Consider the following 17,192-nt stretch of genomic DNA (forward strand, 5'->3'; position numbering starts at 1 on the left):
TTGAGGAGAAGCTAATGGCCGGCGCAAAAGAAATACGTACCAAGATCGGAAGCGTAAAAAATACGCAGAAGATCACCAAAGCGATGGAAATGGTCGCCGCCTCCAAAATGCGTAAAACGCAGGAACGCATGGCGGCCAGCCGTCCGTATGCAGATACCATGCGCAAAGTGATTGGTCACCTTGCGTTAGGTAATCTGGAATACAAGCACCCTTACCTGGATGAGCGCGACGTTAAGCGCGTCGGCTACCTGGTCGTTTCGACTGACCGCGGGCTTTGTGGTGGTTTGAACATTAACCTGTTCAAAAAATTGCTGGCAGAGATGAAGGCCTGGTCCGACAAAGGCGTCCAGAGCGATCTGGCGATTGTGGGATCGAAAGGCGTGTCATTCTTCGGCGCTGTTGGTGGCAACGTTGTGGCACAGGTCACTGGCATGGGCGATAAGCCTGCGCTCTCTGATCTTATCGGCCCGGTAAAAGTGATGTTGCAGGCCTATGATGAAGGCCGCATCGACAAGCTGTACATTGTCAGCAATAAGTTCAACAACACCATGTCTCAGACTCCGACCATTACCCAACTGCTGCCGTTACCGCCAGCGGAAGGTGAAGAAGAGATGAAGGCGAAGACCTGGGATTACCTGTACGAGCCCGATCCGAAAGCGCTGCTGGATACGCTGCTGCGTCGCTATGTCGAATCGCAGGTTTATCAGGGTGTGGTGGAAAACCTGGCCAGTGAGCAGGCCGCACGTATGGTGGCAATGAAAGCTGCAACCGATAACGGCGGAAATCTGATCAAAGAGCTGCAGTTGGTTTACAACAAAGCTCGTCAGGCCAGCATCACCCAGGAACTTACCGAGATCGTCTCGGGAGCCTCCGCGGTTTAACCAGGTTTGGAATTAGGTAGAGGATTCAAGATGGCAGCTGGAAAGATTGTCCAGATTATCGGCGCCGTAGTTGACGTCGAATTCCCTCAGGATGCAGTACCGCAAGTGTACAGCGCTCTTGAGGTTATGAATGGTGATGCTCGTCTGGTGCTGGAAGTTCAGCAGCAGCTGGGTGGTGGCGTGGTTCGTACCATCGCCATGGGTACTTCTGACGGCCTGAAGCGCGGTCTGAACGTCACCGACCTGAAAAAACCGATCCAGGTACCGGTTGGTAAAGCAACCCTCGGCCGTATCATGAACGTGCTGGGCGAGCCTATCGACATGAAAGGCGACCTGAAAGAAGAAGACGGCAGCGTCGTAGAGGTTTCCTCTATTCACCGCCCTGCGCCTTCTTATGAAGATCAGTCTAACTCGCAGGAACTGCTGGAAACCGGCATCAAGGTTATCGACCTGATGTGTCCGTTCGCTAAGGGCGGTAAAGTCGGTCTGTTCGGTGGTGCGGGTGTAGGTAAAACCGTAAACATGATGGAGCTTATCCGTAACATCGCGGCTGAGCACTCAGGTTATTCGGTCTTTGCTGGCGTGGGTGAACGTACTCGTGAGGGTAACGACTTCTACCACGAAATGACTGACTCCAACGTTATCGATAAAGTCGCGCTGGTGTATGGCCAGATGAACGAGCCGCCGGGTAACCGTCTGCGCGTGGCGCTGACCGGTCTGACCATGGCGGAGAAATTCCGTGATGAAGGCCGTGACGTTCTGCTGTTCATCGACAACATCTACCGTTATACCCTGGCCGGTACGGAAGTATCAGCACTGCTGGGTCGTATGCCATCTGCGGTAGGTTATCAGCCAACGCTGGCAGAAGAGATGGGTGTGTTGCAGGAGCGTATTACCTCCACCAAGACAGGTTCAATCACCTCCGTACAGGCCGTTTACGTGCCAGCGGATGACTTGACTGACCCGTCACCAGCAACCACCTTTGCTCACTTAGACTCAACAGTCACCCTGAGCCGTCAGATCGCCTCTCTGGGTATCTACCCGGCAGTTGATCCGCTGGACTCCACCAGCCGTCAGCTGGACCCATTAGTTGTGGGTCAGGAGCACTATGACGTTGCACGTGGCGTACAGTCACTGCTGCAGCGTTATCAGGAACTGAAAGACATCATCGCCATCCTGGGTATGGACGAACTGTCTGAAGAAGACAAACTGCTGGTGGCACGTGCGCGTAAGATCCAGCGCTTCCTGTCTCAGCCGTTCTTCGTAGCAGAAGTGTTCACCGGTTCTCCAGGTAAATACGTGACGCTGAAAGACACCATCCGTGGCTTTAAAGGCATCATGGAAGGTGAATTTGACCACCTGCCAGAGCAGGCCTTCTACATGGTTGGCGCCATCGAAGAAGCGGTCGAAAAAGCGAAGAAACTGTAATAACGGTTTCCCAGGAGGAAAATTATGGCTATGACTTATCACCTGGATGTTGTCAGTGCAGAGAGCCAACTGTTCTCTGGTCTGGTGCAGAAAATTCAGGTGTCAGGTAGCGAAGGTGAACTGGGAATTTTTCCTGGTCACGCCCCGCTGCTGACTGCCATTAAGCCTGGAATGATCCGTATCGTGAAACAGCACGGCGAAGAGGAGTTTATTTACCTCTCTGGCGGCGTGCTGGAAGTGCAGCCTGGCAGCACCACTGTTCTGGCCGATACCGCGATCCGCGGTACCGATCTGGATGAAGCGCGTGCGCTGGAAGCAAAACGTAAAGCAGAAGAGCATATGAACAGCAGCCACGGCGACGTGGACTACGCTCAGGCCTCTGCGGAGCTGGCGAAAGCCATTGCGAAACTGCGCGTGATCGAGCTGACCAAAAAAGCGATGTAATCCGGCTTTATGCGTCACGAAATGCCAGCCCTTTGGGTTGGCATTTTTTTTTGCCTGCCGTAGGGGTAACAAGATTCTGGCTAATTTCGGGACAAGAAAAATGTAGTAATCTCAGTGCTAAATCGTTTAACTTTCTTCAGTCTACAATCAGTCAGGATGGATATGTCTAACAGTGCGATGAGCGTGGTAATTCTTGCCGCTGGCAAGGGCACCCGTATGTATTCCGATCTGCCAAAAGTGTTGCATACGCTGGCAGGTAAACCGATGGTTCAGCACGTGATTGATGCCGCAAAAGGGCTGGGTGCACAGCAGGTGCACCTGGTATACGGACACGGCGGCGATCAACTGAAAGCAACGTTAACTGACAGCGCAGTCAACTGGGTGCTGCAGGCAGAACAACTGGGTACGGGTCATGCTATGCAGCAGGCGGCCCCGCACTTTGCTGATGACGAAGACATCATGATGCTCTATGGTGACGTTCCGCTGATTTCTGAAGCCACCTTACAGCGTTTGCGCGAGGCTAAGCCCGCGGGCGGTATCGGATTATTGACGGTTGTACTGGATGACCCGACAGGTTACGGTCGCATCGTGCGTGAAAATGGCACCATCGTCGGTATTGTTGAGCAAAAAGATGCTAACCCTTCTCAACTGACTATCAATGAAATTAATACCGGTATTCTGATCGCCAACGGCGGTGATCTTAAGCGCTGGCTGTCCAGGCTAAATAACAATAATGCCCAAGGCGAGTATTACATTACCGACATCATCGCATTAGCGCACGGTGAAGGTCGGGTAATTAATGCCGTCCATCCGGCCCGCAATAGCGAAACTGACGGCGTCAACAATCGCCTGCAACTGGCTACGCTTGAGCGTACTTATCAACACGAGCAGGCTGAAAAACTGCTGTTGGCTGGCGTTATGCTTCGCGATCCTGCACGTTTCGACCTGCGCGGAACGCTGCAGCACGGTCGGGATATTGAAATTGATACCAACGTCATTATTGAAGGCCAGGTGACGCTGGGCAACCGGGTTAAAATTGGCGCGGGCTGTATTATCAAAAACAGCGTTATCGGGGATGACTGTGACATCAGCCCTTATTCGGTGATCGAGGATGCAAATCTGGCCACTGACTGTACCGTAGGACCATTCGCGCGTCTGCGCCCGGGTAGTGAACTGGCTCAGGCTGCGCACGTGGGCAATTTTGTTGAGATGAAGAAAGCGCGTCTCGGCAAAGGGTCCAAAGCGGGTCACCTCTCTTACCTTGGCGATGCTGAAATTGGTGCCAATGTGAACATTGGCGCCGGGACAATCACCTGTAATTACGATGGTGCCAACAAATTTAAAACGATCATTGGCGATAACGTCTTTGTGGGATCGGACACGCAACTCGTTGCGCCGGTCACCGTGGCGGCAGGCGCAACGATTGCGGCAGGTACCACGGTGATGAAAGATATTTCCGGCGCTGATCTGGTCTATAACCGTAAAGAGCAGAATCACAAAGCCGACTGGCAGCGTCCGCAGAAGAAAAAATAATTTTTACGGCCCGTGTTAACGGGCCGCTGTGTAGTACCAAAACTATAATCCCCACTCTCTACAAGGCTCGGGGAACCGGCAAAGCCGGACTATCAGGTCATATGACAACGCAATGGCTTAACGCCATGAAGTCAGGAAATAACTATGTGTGGAATTGTTGGTGCAGTAGCACAACGTGATATCGCAGAAATTTTATTAGAAGGTTTACGCCGCCTGGAATACCGTGGTTATGACTCAGCCGGTCTGGCCGTCGTCGATCAGCAGGGACACATAACGCGCCTGCGTCGCCTGGGTAAGGTGCAGATGCTGGCTGCCGCCGCAGAAGAACAGCCCCTGGTTGGTGGAACCGGTATTGCCCACACGCGCTGGGCAACGCATGGCGAGCCCTCAGAAGCCAACGCGCATCCGCACGTTTCTGAGCACATCGTTATCGTACATAACGGCATCATCGAAAACCATGAGCCTCTGCGCGAAGCGCTGATGGCTCAGGGTTATCACTTTGCCTCAGAAACCGATACTGAAGTCGTGGCGCATCTGGTCCATCTGGAACAGAAACAAGGTGGCTCGTTGCGTGAAGTCGTGCAGCGCGTGATCCCTCAACTGCGCGGTGCTTATGGCATGGTGATCATGGACAGCCGCGATCCGTCGCTGCTGGTAGCGGCCCGTTCCGGTAGTCCGCTGGTCATTGGGCGCGGTGTGGGCGAAAACTTTATCGCGTCTGACCAACTGGCACTGCTACCGGTCACCCGTCGCTTCATCTATCTGGAAGAGGGTGATATCGCTGAAGTGAGTCGCCGTGATGTCACCATTATTGATGGTGCCGGTAACCAGGTCCGTCGCGAAGAGATCGAATCCAGCGTGCAGTACGATGCCGGTGACAAAGGCCTGTATCGTCACTACATGCAGAAAGAGATTTACGAGCAGCCTAACGCGATTAAAAACACCTTAACCGGTCGTTTTAATCACGGCGAAGTGGATCTCAGCGAGCTCGGCCCGCATGCAGAAACGCTGCTCAGCAAAGTTGAGCATATCCAGATCATTGCCTGCGGTACGTCTTATAACTCAGGCATGGTTTCGCGCTACTGGTTTGAAGCACTGGCTAATCTCCCTTGTGATGTCGAAATCGCGTCTGAATTCCGCTATCGCAAATCGGCGGTGCGTAAAAACAGCCTGCTGATTACGCTGTCTCAGTCGGGTGAAACTGCGGATACGCTGGCTGCGTTGCGCCTGTCAAAAGAGCTGGGTTATCTGGGATCGCTGGCTATCTGTAACGTCGCCGGTTCGTCCCTGGTACGAGAATCTGATCTGGCGCTGATGACCAAAGCGGGCACGGAAATTGGTGTCGCGTCGACCAAAGCCTTTACCACCCAGCTCACCGTGCTGCTGATGCTGGTGGCAAAACTGGGTCGCCTGAACGGTATGCCAGCGGAAAAAGAGCATGAGATTGTTCATGGTCTGCAGGCACTGCCAAGCCGCATTGAACAAATGCTGGCGCAGGATAAGCTGATTGAAGATCTGGCAGAAGATTTCTCTGATAAACATCATGCGCTGTTCCTGGGCCGTGGCGATCAATATCCGATTGCGATGGAAGGCGCGCTGAAGTTAAAAGAGATCTCTTATATTCATGCCGAGGCTTATGCTGCTGGTGAGCTCAAACACGGGCCGCTGGCGCTGATTGATGCCGATATGCCGGTTATCGTCGTGGCACCGAATAACGAGCTGTTAGAGAAGCTGAAATCGAATATCGAAGAAGTGCGCGCGCGCGGCGGTCTGCTGTACGTGTTTGCTGATGAAGATGCTGGTTTTAGCGACAGCGATGGAATGAAGATCATTCCCCTGCCGCACGTGGAAGAAGCGATTGCGCCTATCTTCTATACCGTGCCGCTGCAGCTGCTCTCCTATCACGTGGCCCTGATTAAAGGGACCGATGTGGATCAGCCGCGTAATCTGGCGAAATCGGTGACGGTCGAGTAATGCGTCTTACGCGTGAATCCCTGGCGGGATTCACGCGTTTCTTTTATTTAATTTTGCTGCTGACTTGCTCAAGTGCGCGCTGCTGATCGCTGATTTTGCGGTTAGCCTCATCGAGTGAGCGTTGCAGGTTAGTGATCACATCTTCATTTTTGCTTAGCTTTTGTGAAAGCGTATTGAGGGTATCAGTCTGGTTTTCTTGCGTTTTTATTAACGCTTGTACTTGCTTCTTAGTTTCACTCACATCCTCAGCATTGACAGACGCTTGTCTGACCGCGCCACTACTGTCAATTGTGGCCAGAGTGCCTCTGTTATCTGTCATTGCAAAAGATTCATTCGAATGAATCTGCGGTACGTCGTACGCATGGGCGCTGGCCAGCGTACAGAGGAGGACGACATTGCATACCAGAAGCTTCTTCATAAATGTCATTGAACATGTCCTTTTCAATAGTGGGCTTGTAAAAATGAGCAATAATTGTGTCTGTCATATAACTGTAATATTAACTACATTTTTCTGTCACTAAACTGTCCTATTTTCCCTCCTGCAGCAATCACTGACTCTTACTAAAAAGGCATTGAGCCTGAATTTTCTCCCCTGGAGGGAACATGACACTGATGCGTAGCACCGTAGCCCGAATCCTTGCCGCCTCTTTTGCCGTTAGCGCGGTTTCTGCCTTTGCAGCCACCGATCTGACTGGTGCGGGCGGGACTTTCCCGGCGCCGGTTTATGCCAAGTGGGCAGCAGAATATCAGCAAGCCACCGGTAGCAAAATCAACTATCAGGGCATTGGTTCATCTGGCGGTGTGAAACAAATTATCGCCAAAACCGTTGATTTCGGTGCGTCTGATGCGCCTATGAAAGACGAAGATTTGCAGAAAAATGGCCTGTTTCAGTTCCCAACCGTGATCGGTGGTGTGGTGCTGGCGGTTAACCTGCCGGGCATTAAATCAGGTCAACTGACGCTGGACGGTAAAACCGTTGGCGACATCTATCTGGGTAACATCAAAAAGTGGAACGATCCTGCGATTGTTAAACTGAACCCAGGCGTGAAACTGCCAGACACCAACATCAACGTGGTACGCCGCGCGGATGGTTCCGGTACCTCTTTCGTGTTCACCAGCTATCTGGCAAAAGTGAACGAAGAGTGGAACAGCAAAATTGGTAAGGGCAATACTGTTAACTGGCCAACCGGTCTGGGCGGTAAAGGTAACGACGGCGTCGCCGCCTTCGTACAGCGTCTGCCAGGCTCAATCGGCTACGTTGAATATGCTTATGCCAAACAAAATAATCTGACCTACACCAAGCTGGTGGATGCGGATGGTAAAGCGGTTGCGCCAAGCGAAACCAGCTTCTCTAACGCGGCGAAAGGCGCGGACTGGAGCAAATCTTTTGCTCAGGACCTGACTTTCCAGAAAGGCAACGACGCATGGCCAATCACCTCAACCACGTTTATCCTGATTTACAAAGACCAGGCTAACGCGGCGAAAGGTGCCGAAGTGCTGAAATTCTTCGACTGGGCTTACAAAGACGGCGGCAAAACGGCAAACGCGCTGGATTATGCCACCCTGCCTGACAGCGTAGTTCAGCAGATCCGCGCTGCATGGAAAGCCAATATCAAAGACAGTTCAGGTAAAGCGCTTTATAAGTAAGTGAATGACCCTGGCCAGACCGACGTCTGGTCAGCCTTCAGGGGCGGCGTCTGCCGCCCTGATAACTTCTGAGGACTGAGACTTCTATGGCTGCAACGAAGTCGGCATTCAAAGCCCCAGGCAAGCAAGGCGACAGAATTTTCGGTGCACTGGTAAAACTCGCTGCGCTGATCGTCCTGTTACTGATGGGCGGCATCATCGTCTCCCTGATCTTCTCTTCCTGGCCAAGCATACAGAAATTTGGTTTCGCGTTTTTGTGGACCAAAACCTGGGACGCCCCTAACGAACAATTTGGTGCGCTGGTACCGATTTACGGTACGCTCGTCACCTCAATTATTGCCCTGATTATTGCGGTACCGGTCAGTTTCGGTATTGCGCTTTTCCTTACTGAACTCGCACCAGGCTGGTTACGTCGTCCACTGGGTACCGCCATTGAGCTGTTAGCGGCGATCCCCAGCATTGTTTACGGCATGTGGGGCTTATTTGTTTTTGCGCCACTGTTCGCACAGTACTTCCAGACGCCGGTTGGCGATGTGATGTCGGGCATTCCTGTCATTGGCGAGCTGTTTTCTGGCCCCGCATTTGGTATCGGTATCCTGGCCGCAGGCGTTATCCTGGCCATCATGATCATCCCGTATATCGCCTCGGTAATGCGTGATGTGTTTGAACAGACGCCGGTGATGATGAAAGAGTCGGCTTACGGCATTGGCTGCACGACCTGGGAAGTGATTTGGCGCATTGTTCTGCCCTTCACCAAAAATGGGGTGATCGGCGGTGTCATGCTCGGTCTGGGACGTGCACTGGGTGAAACCATGGCCGTGACCTTTATTATCGGTAACACCTACCAGTTAGACAGCGCCTCGCTGTTTATGCCTGGCAACAGTATCACCTCAGCGCTGGCGAACGAATTCGCTGAAGCAGAATCAGGCGTACACGTTGCGGCTCTGATGGAGCTGGGCCTGATTCTGTTTGTTATCACCTTTATCGTGCTGGCGATTTCAAAGTTAATGATTATGCGGCTGGCCAAAAGTGAAGGAACGCGATCATGACAACGATGGAAGTGCAGGCTCGCGCAGAACTGGAAGCGTCACGTCGTAAGATGCAGTCATGGCGCAGTACCAAGAATAAAATTGCGCTGACGATGTCGTTACTGACCATGGCTTTTGGCCTGTTCTGGTTAGTGTGGATTCTGTTTACTACGGTAAGCCGTGGCATCGATGGTTTGTCATGGTCGCTGTTTACGGAGTCCACTCCGCCGCCAAACACCGCGGGTGGTGGCTTAGCCAACGCCCTGGCAGGAAGTGGTTTACTGATTTTCTGGTCTACCTTCTTCGGTACGCCGCTGGGCATTATGGCCGGCGTTTATCTGGCGGAATACGGACGCAAATCAGCACTGGCAGAAGTGATTCGTTTTATTAATGACATTCTGCTGTCAGCACCGTCAATTGTGGTTGGCCTGTTTGTCTACACCATCGTCGTGGCGCAAATGCACCACTTCTCCGGCTGGGCGGGCGTGATTGCGCTGGCGCTGCTGCAGGTTCCGATAGTGATTCGAACCACGGAAAACATGTTGCGACTGGTACCAGACAGCATGCGCGAAGCCGCCTATGCGTTGGGTACGCCGAAATGGAAGATGATCTCGGCTATTACGCTTAAAGCGTCGGTTTCCGGCATCATCACCGGTGTGCTGTTAGCGATTGCCCGTATCGCCGGTGAAACCGCGCCGCTGCTGTTTACTGCGCTGTCGAATCAGTTCTGGAGCACCGACATGATGCAGCCCGTGGCTAACCTCCCGGTCACCATATTTAAATTCGCCATGAGCCCGTTTGCCGAGTGGCAAAATCTGGCCTGGGCTGGCGTACTGATTATTACCCTGTGCGTGCTGCTGCTGAATATCGTAGCAAGAGTTGTTTTCGCCAAGGGCAAACACGGTTAACTACCGACACTGCCCTGCGCGGTGTTGATTAAGAGAGAAAAACAATGAGTACTGCGACTGCATCAGCCGGAAAAATCGAGGTTCGTAATCTGAATTTCTATTACGGCAAGTTTCACGCTCTGAAAAATATCAACCTGGATATTGCTAAAAACCAGGTCACGGCGTTTATTGGGCCATCAGGCTGTGGTAAGTCCACCCTGCTGCGCACTTTCAACAAAATGTATTCGCTCTATCCGGATCAGCGAGCAGAGGGTGATATTCTGCTGGATGGCGACAATATTCTGGCGTCGCATCAGGATATCGCACTGTTGCGCGCCCGGGTTGGCATGGTATTCCAGAAGCCGACGCCTTTCCCGATGTCGATTTATGACAATATCGCTTTCGGCGTGCGCCTGTTCGAGAAGCTGTCTCGTGCCGACATGGATGAGCGCGTGCAGTGGGCGCTGACCAAAGCGGCCCTGTGGAACGAAACCAAAGACAAGCTGCACCAGAGTGGCTACAGCCTGTCTGGTGGACAGCAGCAGCGTCTGTGTATTGCCCGCGGCATTGCTATCCGTCCGGAAGTGCTGCTGCTGGATGAGCCATGCTCTGCACTGGACCCCATTTCTACCGGCCGTATCGAAGAATTAATTACCGAACTGAAGCAGGATTACACGGTGGTGATCGTGACCCATAACATGCAGCAGGCTGCACGTTGTTCCGATCACACGGCGTTTATGTATCTGGGCGAACTGATTGAGTTCAGCGACACTGACACGCTGTTCACCAAGCCGGCACAGAAACAAACAGAAGACTACATCACAGGTCGCTACGGCTGATTCGACAGGAGATCGCCATGGACAGTTTAAATCTGAATAAACACATCTCCGGTCAGTTCAATGCTGAGCTGGAGCACATACGCACTCAGGTGATGATCATGGGCGGGCTGGTCGAACAGCAACTGACCGATGCGATCACCGCGATGCATAATCTGGACGGTGATCTGGCCCAGCGCGTCATTGATGGTGACCAGAAGGTCAACATGATGGAAGTGGAGATTGATGAGGCCTGCGTCCGTATCATCGCCAAACGTCAGCCTACCGCTATCGACCTGCGCCTTGTGATGGCAATTATCAAGACCATTTCCGAGCTGGAGCGCATTGGCGATGTGGCCGAGAAAATCAGCCGTACCGCGCTGGAGAAGTTTGGTCAGCAACATCTGCCGCTGCTGGTTAGCCTGGAATCCCTGGGCCGCCACACCGTACAGATGCTGCATGACGTGCTGGACGCGTTTGCGCGTATGGATCTTAACGAAGCCGTTCAGATCTACCGCGAAGACAAAAAAGTGGATAAAGAGTACGAAGGTATCGTGCGTCAGTTGATGACTTACATGATGGAAGATCCGCGTACCATCCCCAGTGTATTAACGGCACTCTTCTGCGCCCGCGCCATCGAGCGTATCGGTGACCGCTGCCAGAACATCTGCGAAATCATTTTCTACTTCGTTAAAGGACAGGATTTCCGTCACGTCGGCGGTGACAGGCTTGATGAGCTGTTATCCGGCGACGACGGCAGCAATAAGCCGTCTTGATCCTGGGCAACCGTGTGCGATTCCGGCACACGGTTGCGGCTATTCTGCATAGACCCCATCATCGTAGCTCTTTATACTTGCGCCAGTTTTTTAACCAACGGGTGCTGACTCATGTCCTCTTCTTCCCCTTCTAAACAGAGCATTACGCCTGCTAAAGCGATGCTGGCCGCCATCAGTGGTTATGCCATGGATGGATTCGACCTGCTTATTCTGGGGTTTATGCTGCCCGCGATTAGCCTGTCTCTGGCACTTGATCCCTCCCAGGCCGGTTCACTGGTGACCTGGACGCTGATTGGTGCCTTAATTGGCGGCATTGTGTTTGGTCATCTCAGCGATCGCTATGGTCGCATTCGTGTGTTAACCCTCACCATTTTGATGTTTTCCCTTTTTACCGGTCTGTGTGCGGTGGCTCAGGGGTACTGGGATCTGCTGGCCTATCGCACGCTGGCGGGAATGGGGCTTGGCGGTGAGTTTGGCATCGGCATGGCGCTGATTGCGGAAGCCTGGCCGGCAGAGAAACGCAACCGCGCCTCGGCGTGGGTCGGGATCGGCTGGCAACTGGGTGTTCTGCTGGCGGCATTTATCACGCCACCGCTGCTGAGTGTCATTGGCTGGCGCGGGATGTTCCTGGTGGGACTGCTGCCCGCGCTGGTGTCGTTTGTCATTCGCCGCAGTATGGGCGAGCCTGAGAGCTTTACCCGTCAGATCCAACATGTTCCCTCACTGTCCTTTCCCGCCCGACTGAAACTGCTGTTTAAAGACCGCGCCACCAGTAAAGCCAGCCTGGGGATTTTTATTCTCTGCTCCGTCCAGAACTTCGGTTATTACGGCCTGATGATCTGGATGCCAAGTTACCTTTCCTCAAATTTTGGTTTTAGTCTGACGAAATCCGGCATCTGGACGGCGGTCACTGTCGTAGGTATGACCTTCGGGATTTGGTTGTTTGGCGTGCTGGCAGATCGCTTTGCGCGCTGGAACATTTTCCTGCTATATCAGTTCGGCGCAGTTGTGATGGTGGTGGTTTATGCGCAACTGCGCGATCCCACTGTTATGCTGTTTACGGGCGCGCTGATGGGGCTGTTTGTTAACGGCATGATCGGCGGTTACGGGGCATTAATCTCGGATACCTTTCCACCGCAGGTGCGCGCCACCGCGCAAAATGTGTTGTTTAACCTGGGACGTGGCGTCGGTGGGTTTGGCCCGCTGGTTATCGGCCTGCTGGCAGGCAAGTTCTCTTTTGTGGCGGCCATTACCTTACTGGCGCTCATCTACCTGCTGGATATTGTGGCAACGCTGTTCCTGCTGCCGAAGAAGCAGAGCCAGGACGATGCGCTGGGGGCAATTGGTTAAGTAACCTGACTGACGTAAACCGGCCTCACAAAGAAGCTGGTTTACATGGTGATCCGGGGCGATACCTGATGCACCTCTCACCATTTCAACTTTCAGGCTACTTTTTCGCATGAATCGCGCGATTTGCATCGTTGGTCGCGCAGGGTCAGATTCTGCTGCAACAACCTTTATGAACCCTGAGGAAATGATGAGGGCAAGATAGCCCGACAGTGCCACTGTGGCAGATTGTTGTGAGCATGACGGGAGACATCGCTCAAATAAAAGGGCAACGTCGTTGCCCTCGGGTTGGATTACTGCTGCATCAACGGCAGCAGCTGCTGATACAGCCGGCTGAACGTCTCACGTCTCGGCTGATAGTGCGCATGACGCGCCGGGTCGGGCTGGTGGCGCTGCACCTGCTTCAGGGCAGGCACGGTCAGATTCTCATCCAGCGCCATTTGCGCCAGACGTGCAGCGCCCAGTGCGGGTCCGACATCGCCGCCTTCGCAGTAATCCAGCGTCTGTCCGCTGATATCGGCCAGCATCTGTCGCCAGTAACCGCTTCGGGCACCGCCGCCAATCAGCATGATGCTGCTGGGCGTGACGCCGCAGTCGTGTACCACATCCATCCCTTCGGCCAGTGCAAACCCCACGCCTTCCAGCACCGCCCGCGCCAGTTCGGGCCGTCCATGCTGGTGGGTAAAGCCAAAGAAGCTGCCGCAGGCGTGCGGATTATTATGCGGGGTGCGTTCTCCCGACAGATAAGGCAAAAACCACAGCGACGGCGCATCCTGTTTTGCCCGCTCTGCCTCCGCCAGCAGATGCGGAACATCGTCACAGCCGGTCAGCGCAGCCGCCCAGTCAAGGCAGGACGCGGCACTGAGCATCACGGACATCAGATGCCAGCGCTGCGGCAGAGCGTGGCAAAAGCTGTGGACAGCACGTTGCGGATTACTGAGATAGCCGTCGCTGACGACAAAATAAACCCCGGATGTCCCCAGCGACAGCATGCCTTGCCCCGGTGCTGTCATGCCGACGCCAACTGCACCTGCCGCATTATCGCCACCGCCCGCCACCAGGGGCACCTGCGGCAGTGTCCAGCGCTGTGCAATAGCCGCCGACAAGGTACCGGTAATCTGATTACCTTCAAACAGCGCAGGCATCTGGCGTCGTTCCAGCCCGCAGGCCGCCAGCATCACATCGCTCCAGTCACGCTTTTCTACGTCCAGCCACATTGTGCCCGCCGCATCCGACATATCGCTGGCAAATTCGCCGCTCAGCCGCCAGCGTAGGTAATCTTTGGGCAACAGCACTTTTGCGACCTGAGCAAAGACGTCAGGTTCATGCTCTTTTACCCACAGCAGCTTTGGCGCAGTGAAACCCGGCATCATCAGGTTGCCGGTAATCTGACGCGATTCAGGCACGCGCTGCTCCAGCGTATGGCACTGATCGCCGCTGCGCCCGTCATTCCAGAGAATGGCCGGGCGCAACACCTGATGTTGTGCACCAAGCAGCGTAGCACCGTGCATTTGCCCGGTCAGGCCAATCGCTTTTACGCCACTCAGGTCATGCTGGTGGGCCAGGGCCTGTACGGCGCGATCCGTGGCCAGCCACCAGCTTTCGGGATCTTGTTCGCTCCACAACGGATGCGGGCGGGAAACCGTCAAGGGGGAGGTTTCCACTGCCACAACCTGCCCGTGTTCATCCAGCAGCACCACCTTGACGCCGGATGTGCCGATATCGATCCCGATTACCATGTCGCGCTCCTTACGGATTAAAAGTCATAAAGATAGTGATTCACCAGGTTTTCCAGCTGTTCCTGGCGTCCACTGTTGTGCTGCGGATTAAACTGCTGCTGATGTGCATGAGCCGCCAGCGCATCCAGCGAGAATTCACCTTTCAAAATCTGCTGACCAAATTCGCCGTTCCAGCCGCTGTAGCGCTGTGCTACGCGTTTATCCAGCTCACCGTCAGCCAGCATGCGTGCCGCCACTTTTAGCGCCAGCGCCATGGTGTCCATCGCGCCGATATGGCCATAGAACAGGTCATATTTATCGGTGCTCTGACGGCGTACTTTGGCATCAAAGTTTAGGCCGCCGGTCGTGAAACCGCCTGCTTTGATGATTTCGTACATCACCAATGCGTTTTCTTCCACGCTGACCGGGAACTGGTCTGTATCCCAGCCGCACTGTGGATCGCCACGGTTAGCATCCACCGAACCAAATACGCCAAGGGCAATTGCCGTCGCAATTTCATGATGGAAAGAGTGGCCAGCCAGCGTCGCATGGTTCGCTTCGACGTTCACCTTAATCTCTTTTTCCAGACCAAACTGCTTCAGGAAGCCATAAACCGTGGCCACATCATAATCATACTGGTGTTTGGTGGGTTCCTGCGGCTTAGGTTCGATCAGCAGCGTGCCCTGGAATCCGATTTTGTGCTTGTGCTCAACCACCATCTGCATAAAGCGGCCGATCTGCTCGCGCTCCTGGCGCAAGTCGGTATTTAACAGGGTTTCGTATCCTTCGCGACCGCCCCACAGCACATAGTTTTCGCCGCCCAGCGTCTGGGTCGCTTTCATGGCACTGCATACCTGGCTGGCTGCCCAGGAAAACACTTCCGGATCGGGACTGGTCGCAGCACCTGCACCGTAGCGCGGATGCGTAAAGCAGTTCGCCGTGCCCCACAGCAGTTTAATTCCGGTTTCCTGCTGTTTTTCCTGCAGTTTATCGGTCATGACGGCCAGGTTTTCGCGATAGCTTTTCAGCGAATCCCCTTCTGGTGACACGTCTACATCGTGGAAGCAGTAATAGGGCACATTCAGTTTGTGAAAAAACTCAAACGCCACGTCCGCTTTCAGTTTTGCCAGATCCAGCGCTTCGCCCGTTTTTTGCCACGGACGATCAAACGCGCCCGCGCCAAACATATCCGCACCGTTCCAGCAGAACGTATGCCAGTAACAGGCGGCGAAGCGCAGATGCTCGGCCATGGTTTTACCCATGATCACTTCATCCGGATTGTAATGGCGGAACGCCAGGGGATTGGTGGTTTTTGTTCCTTCGTAGCGAACGCGATCAAGCTGGTCAAAATAAGCGTGCATGGTTGGCTCCTTAGCATCGGCCCCGAATGGGTTACCCGGAAGCGTTATTGTGCGTACCCGCTCTCAGCGCGCTCAATTACGATATTTCACACAGCCAGTAAGATAATTATTTATTGTGCACTTGCTCGCAAAAAAATATGAAGGCTTTATGACGCCTGACAGGTCTTATGTCGCGATCGGCGAGTCTGAAAATGTAAAATTTTCGATCGCGCTCAAAAATACAGAAATAAACCAAAAAACGTAATAGCGGGATAAAAATCAGTAATTGCTGGCAGCTGAAAATAAGGTGAACAATTCATCCGCCTGGTTCATAGCCTTACAACGACAATAACCGTTCCCTACAGGATGACCATGATGAAAATGAAACCTGCATTACTCGCTGCCTTTGCGGCGCTGGCCCTGTTCAGTCAGGCCAGTCTGGCAAAAGAAGTCAAAATCGGTATGGCAATCGATGATTTACGCCTGGAGCGCTGGCAAAAAGACCGAGACATCTTTGTTAAACAGGCTGAGGCGCAAGGCGCAAAAGTATTTGTGCAGTCAGCCAATGGCAACGAAGAAACCCAGATGTCGCAAATTGAAAATATGATCAACCGCGGCGTTGATGTGCTGGTTATCATTCCCTACAACGGTCAGGTATTAAGTAACGTGGTGGCAGAAGCCAAACGTGAAGGGATTAAAGTGCTGGCCTATGACCGTATGATAAATAACGCCGATATCGACTTTTATATTTCCTTTGATAATGAAAAAGTGGGTGAAATGCAGGCGGAAAGTCTGGTGAAAAAGGTGCCAAAAGGAAATTACTTCCTGATGGGCGGATCACCTGTAGACAATAACGCACGCCTGTTCCGCGAAGGGCAGATGAAGGTGTTAAAACCCTATATCGATAACGGCAGCATTAAAATCGTCGGCGACCAGTGGGTTGATGCCTGGCTACCGGAAAACGCGCTGAAGATCATGGAAAACGCCCTGACTGCCAATAAAAACAATATCGATGCGGTTGTCGCCTCTAACGATGCCACCGCGGGCGGCGCGATTCAGGCGCTGAGTGCTCAGGGACTGGCCGGTAAAGTCGCTATTTCCGGGCAGGACGCGGATCTGGCCGCCATCAAGCGCATTATGAACGGCGCCCAGACCATGACCGTGTACAAACCCATCAAAGAACTGGCTACCGAAGCCGCGAAGATTGCCATCGAGCTGGGCAATGGTCAGACGCCAGCCAGCAATGCCAAACTCAACAACGGCCTGAAAGATGTGCCAGCGCGCCTGCTGACACCGATTGAGGTGAACAAAGACAACATTGACAGCACCGTGGTGAAAGACGGTTTCCACAAGAAAAGCGAACTCTAATCGCGT

At 53.4% G+C, this 17,192-nt stretch carries 15 protein-coding genes; 12 read left to right on the plus strand and 3 right to left on the minus strand.

The features are described from left to right. Positions 1-14: 14 nt before the first annotated feature. The 5 genes from atpG to glmS all read left to right on the plus strand — a co-directional run bounded on the left by atpG (position 15) and on the right by glmS (position 6,260). Complete coding sequence (atpG, locus tag CMR03_RS20855; protein WP_063877770.1) at positions 15-881, plus strand: F0F1 ATP synthase subunit gamma; 867 nt, start codon at positions 15-17, stop codon at positions 879-881. A 30-nt stretch (positions 882-911) separates the two neighbouring features. Then, complete coding sequence (gene atpD, locus CMR03_RS20860) at positions 912-2,309, plus strand: F0F1 ATP synthase subunit beta (RefSeq protein ID WP_063877771.1); 1,398 nt, start codon at positions 912-914, stop codon at positions 2,307-2,309. A gap of 24 nt (positions 2,310-2,333) precedes the next feature. Next, positions 2,334-2,753: a F0F1 ATP synthase subunit epsilon gene (locus CMR03_RS20865; protein WP_013023936.1), complete on the plus strand. Its 420-nt coding sequence runs from the start codon at positions 2,334-2,336 to the stop codon at positions 2,751-2,753. Positions 2,754-2,915: 162 nt separating this feature from the next. Next, positions 2,916-4,286: a bifunctional UDP-N-acetylglucosamine diphosphorylase/glucosamine-1-phosphate N-acetyltransferase GlmU gene (gene glmU, locus CMR03_RS20870; protein ID WP_063877772.1), complete on the plus strand. Its 1,371-nt coding sequence runs from the start codon at positions 2,916-2,918 to the stop codon at positions 4,284-4,286. Between the two features lie 144 nt (positions 4,287-4,430). Continuing rightward, a complete protein-coding gene (gene glmS / locus CMR03_RS20875; RefSeq protein WP_063877773.1) occupies positions 4,431-6,260 on the plus strand; it encodes a glutamine--fructose-6-phosphate transaminase (isomerizing) in 1,830 nt (609 codons plus the stop codon). Between the two features lie 43 nt (positions 6,261-6,303). Here glmS and CMR03_RS20880 read toward each other — a convergent pair whose 3' ends face one another. Continuing rightward, positions 6,304-6,687, minus strand: a complete 384-nt coding sequence (locus tag CMR03_RS20880) for a DUF4349 domain-containing protein (RefSeq protein WP_096012546.1) — start codon at positions 6,685-6,687, stop codon at positions 6,304-6,306. Between the two features lie 176 nt (positions 6,688-6,863). Between CMR03_RS20880 and pstS the strand changes: the two genes are divergently transcribed. From pstS to CMR03_RS20910, 6 genes are all read left to right on the plus strand, one after another. Next, positions 6,864-7,907, plus strand: coding sequence for a phosphate ABC transporter substrate-binding protein PstS (gene pstS / locus CMR03_RS20885; RefSeq protein WP_096012547.1), 1,044 nt, complete (start codon positions 6,864-6,866; stop codon positions 7,905-7,907). Between the two features lie 86 nt (positions 7,908-7,993). Continuing rightward, positions 7,994-8,956 (plus strand): phosphate ABC transporter permease PstC, encoded by a 963-nt coding sequence (pstC, locus tag CMR03_RS20890; RefSeq protein ID WP_063877776.1) that lies wholly within the window; start codon positions 7,994-7,996, stop codon positions 8,954-8,956. After that, the gene (gene pstA / locus CMR03_RS20895) at positions 8,953-9,843 is read left to right on the plus strand and encodes a phosphate ABC transporter permease PstA (protein WP_096012548.1); all 891 of its coding nucleotides are present in this window, start codon (positions 8,953-8,955) and stop codon (positions 9,841-9,843) included. The genes pstC and pstA overlap by 4 nt, the downstream gene beginning before the upstream one ends. 44 nt (positions 9,844-9,887) lie before the next feature. Further along, on the plus strand, positions 9,888-10,661 hold the full coding sequence (gene pstB / locus CMR03_RS20900; RefSeq protein WP_013023943.1) for a phosphate ABC transporter ATP-binding protein PstB: 774 nt from the start codon (positions 9,888-9,890) through the stop codon (positions 10,659-10,661). Between the two features lie 17 nt (positions 10,662-10,678). Continuing rightward, positions 10,679-11,413 (plus strand): phosphate signaling complex protein PhoU, encoded by a 735-nt coding sequence (gene phoU / locus CMR03_RS20905; protein ID WP_063877777.1) that lies wholly within the window; start codon positions 10,679-10,681, stop codon positions 11,411-11,413. A gap of 111 nt (positions 11,414-11,524) precedes the next feature. Further along, positions 11,525-12,763 carry an MFS transporter gene (locus CMR03_RS20910; protein ID WP_096012549.1) on the plus strand — a complete coding sequence of 413 codons (1,239 nt, stop codon included), beginning with the start codon at positions 11,525-11,527 and terminating at the stop codon, positions 12,761-12,763. Between the two features lie 290 nt (positions 12,764-13,053). On the opposite strand, the gene xylB is transcribed toward CMR03_RS20910, so the two are convergent. Next, a complete protein-coding gene (xylB, locus tag CMR03_RS20915) occupies positions 13,054-14,499 on the minus strand; it encodes a xylulokinase (RefSeq protein WP_096012550.1) in 1,446 nt (481 codons plus the stop codon). A 17-nt stretch (positions 14,500-14,516) separates the two neighbouring features. Continuing rightward, entirely contained in the window at positions 14,517-15,839 is a 1,323-nt protein-coding gene (gene xylA / locus CMR03_RS20920; protein WP_096012551.1) for a xylose isomerase, read from the minus strand. A gap of 354 nt (positions 15,840-16,193) precedes the next feature. Here xylA and xylF point away from each other — a divergent pair, with 354 nt between their 5' ends. Beyond that, positions 16,194-17,186 (plus strand): D-xylose ABC transporter substrate-binding protein, encoded by a 993-nt coding sequence (gene xylF / locus CMR03_RS20925; RefSeq protein ID WP_063877781.1) that lies wholly within the window; start codon positions 16,194-16,196, stop codon positions 17,184-17,186. Positions 17,187-17,192 lie beyond the last annotated feature (6 nt).

The organism is Pantoea allii (assembly GCF_002307475.1).
GTDB lineage: Bacteria > Pseudomonadota > Gammaproteobacteria > Enterobacterales > Enterobacteriaceae > Pantoea > Pantoea allii.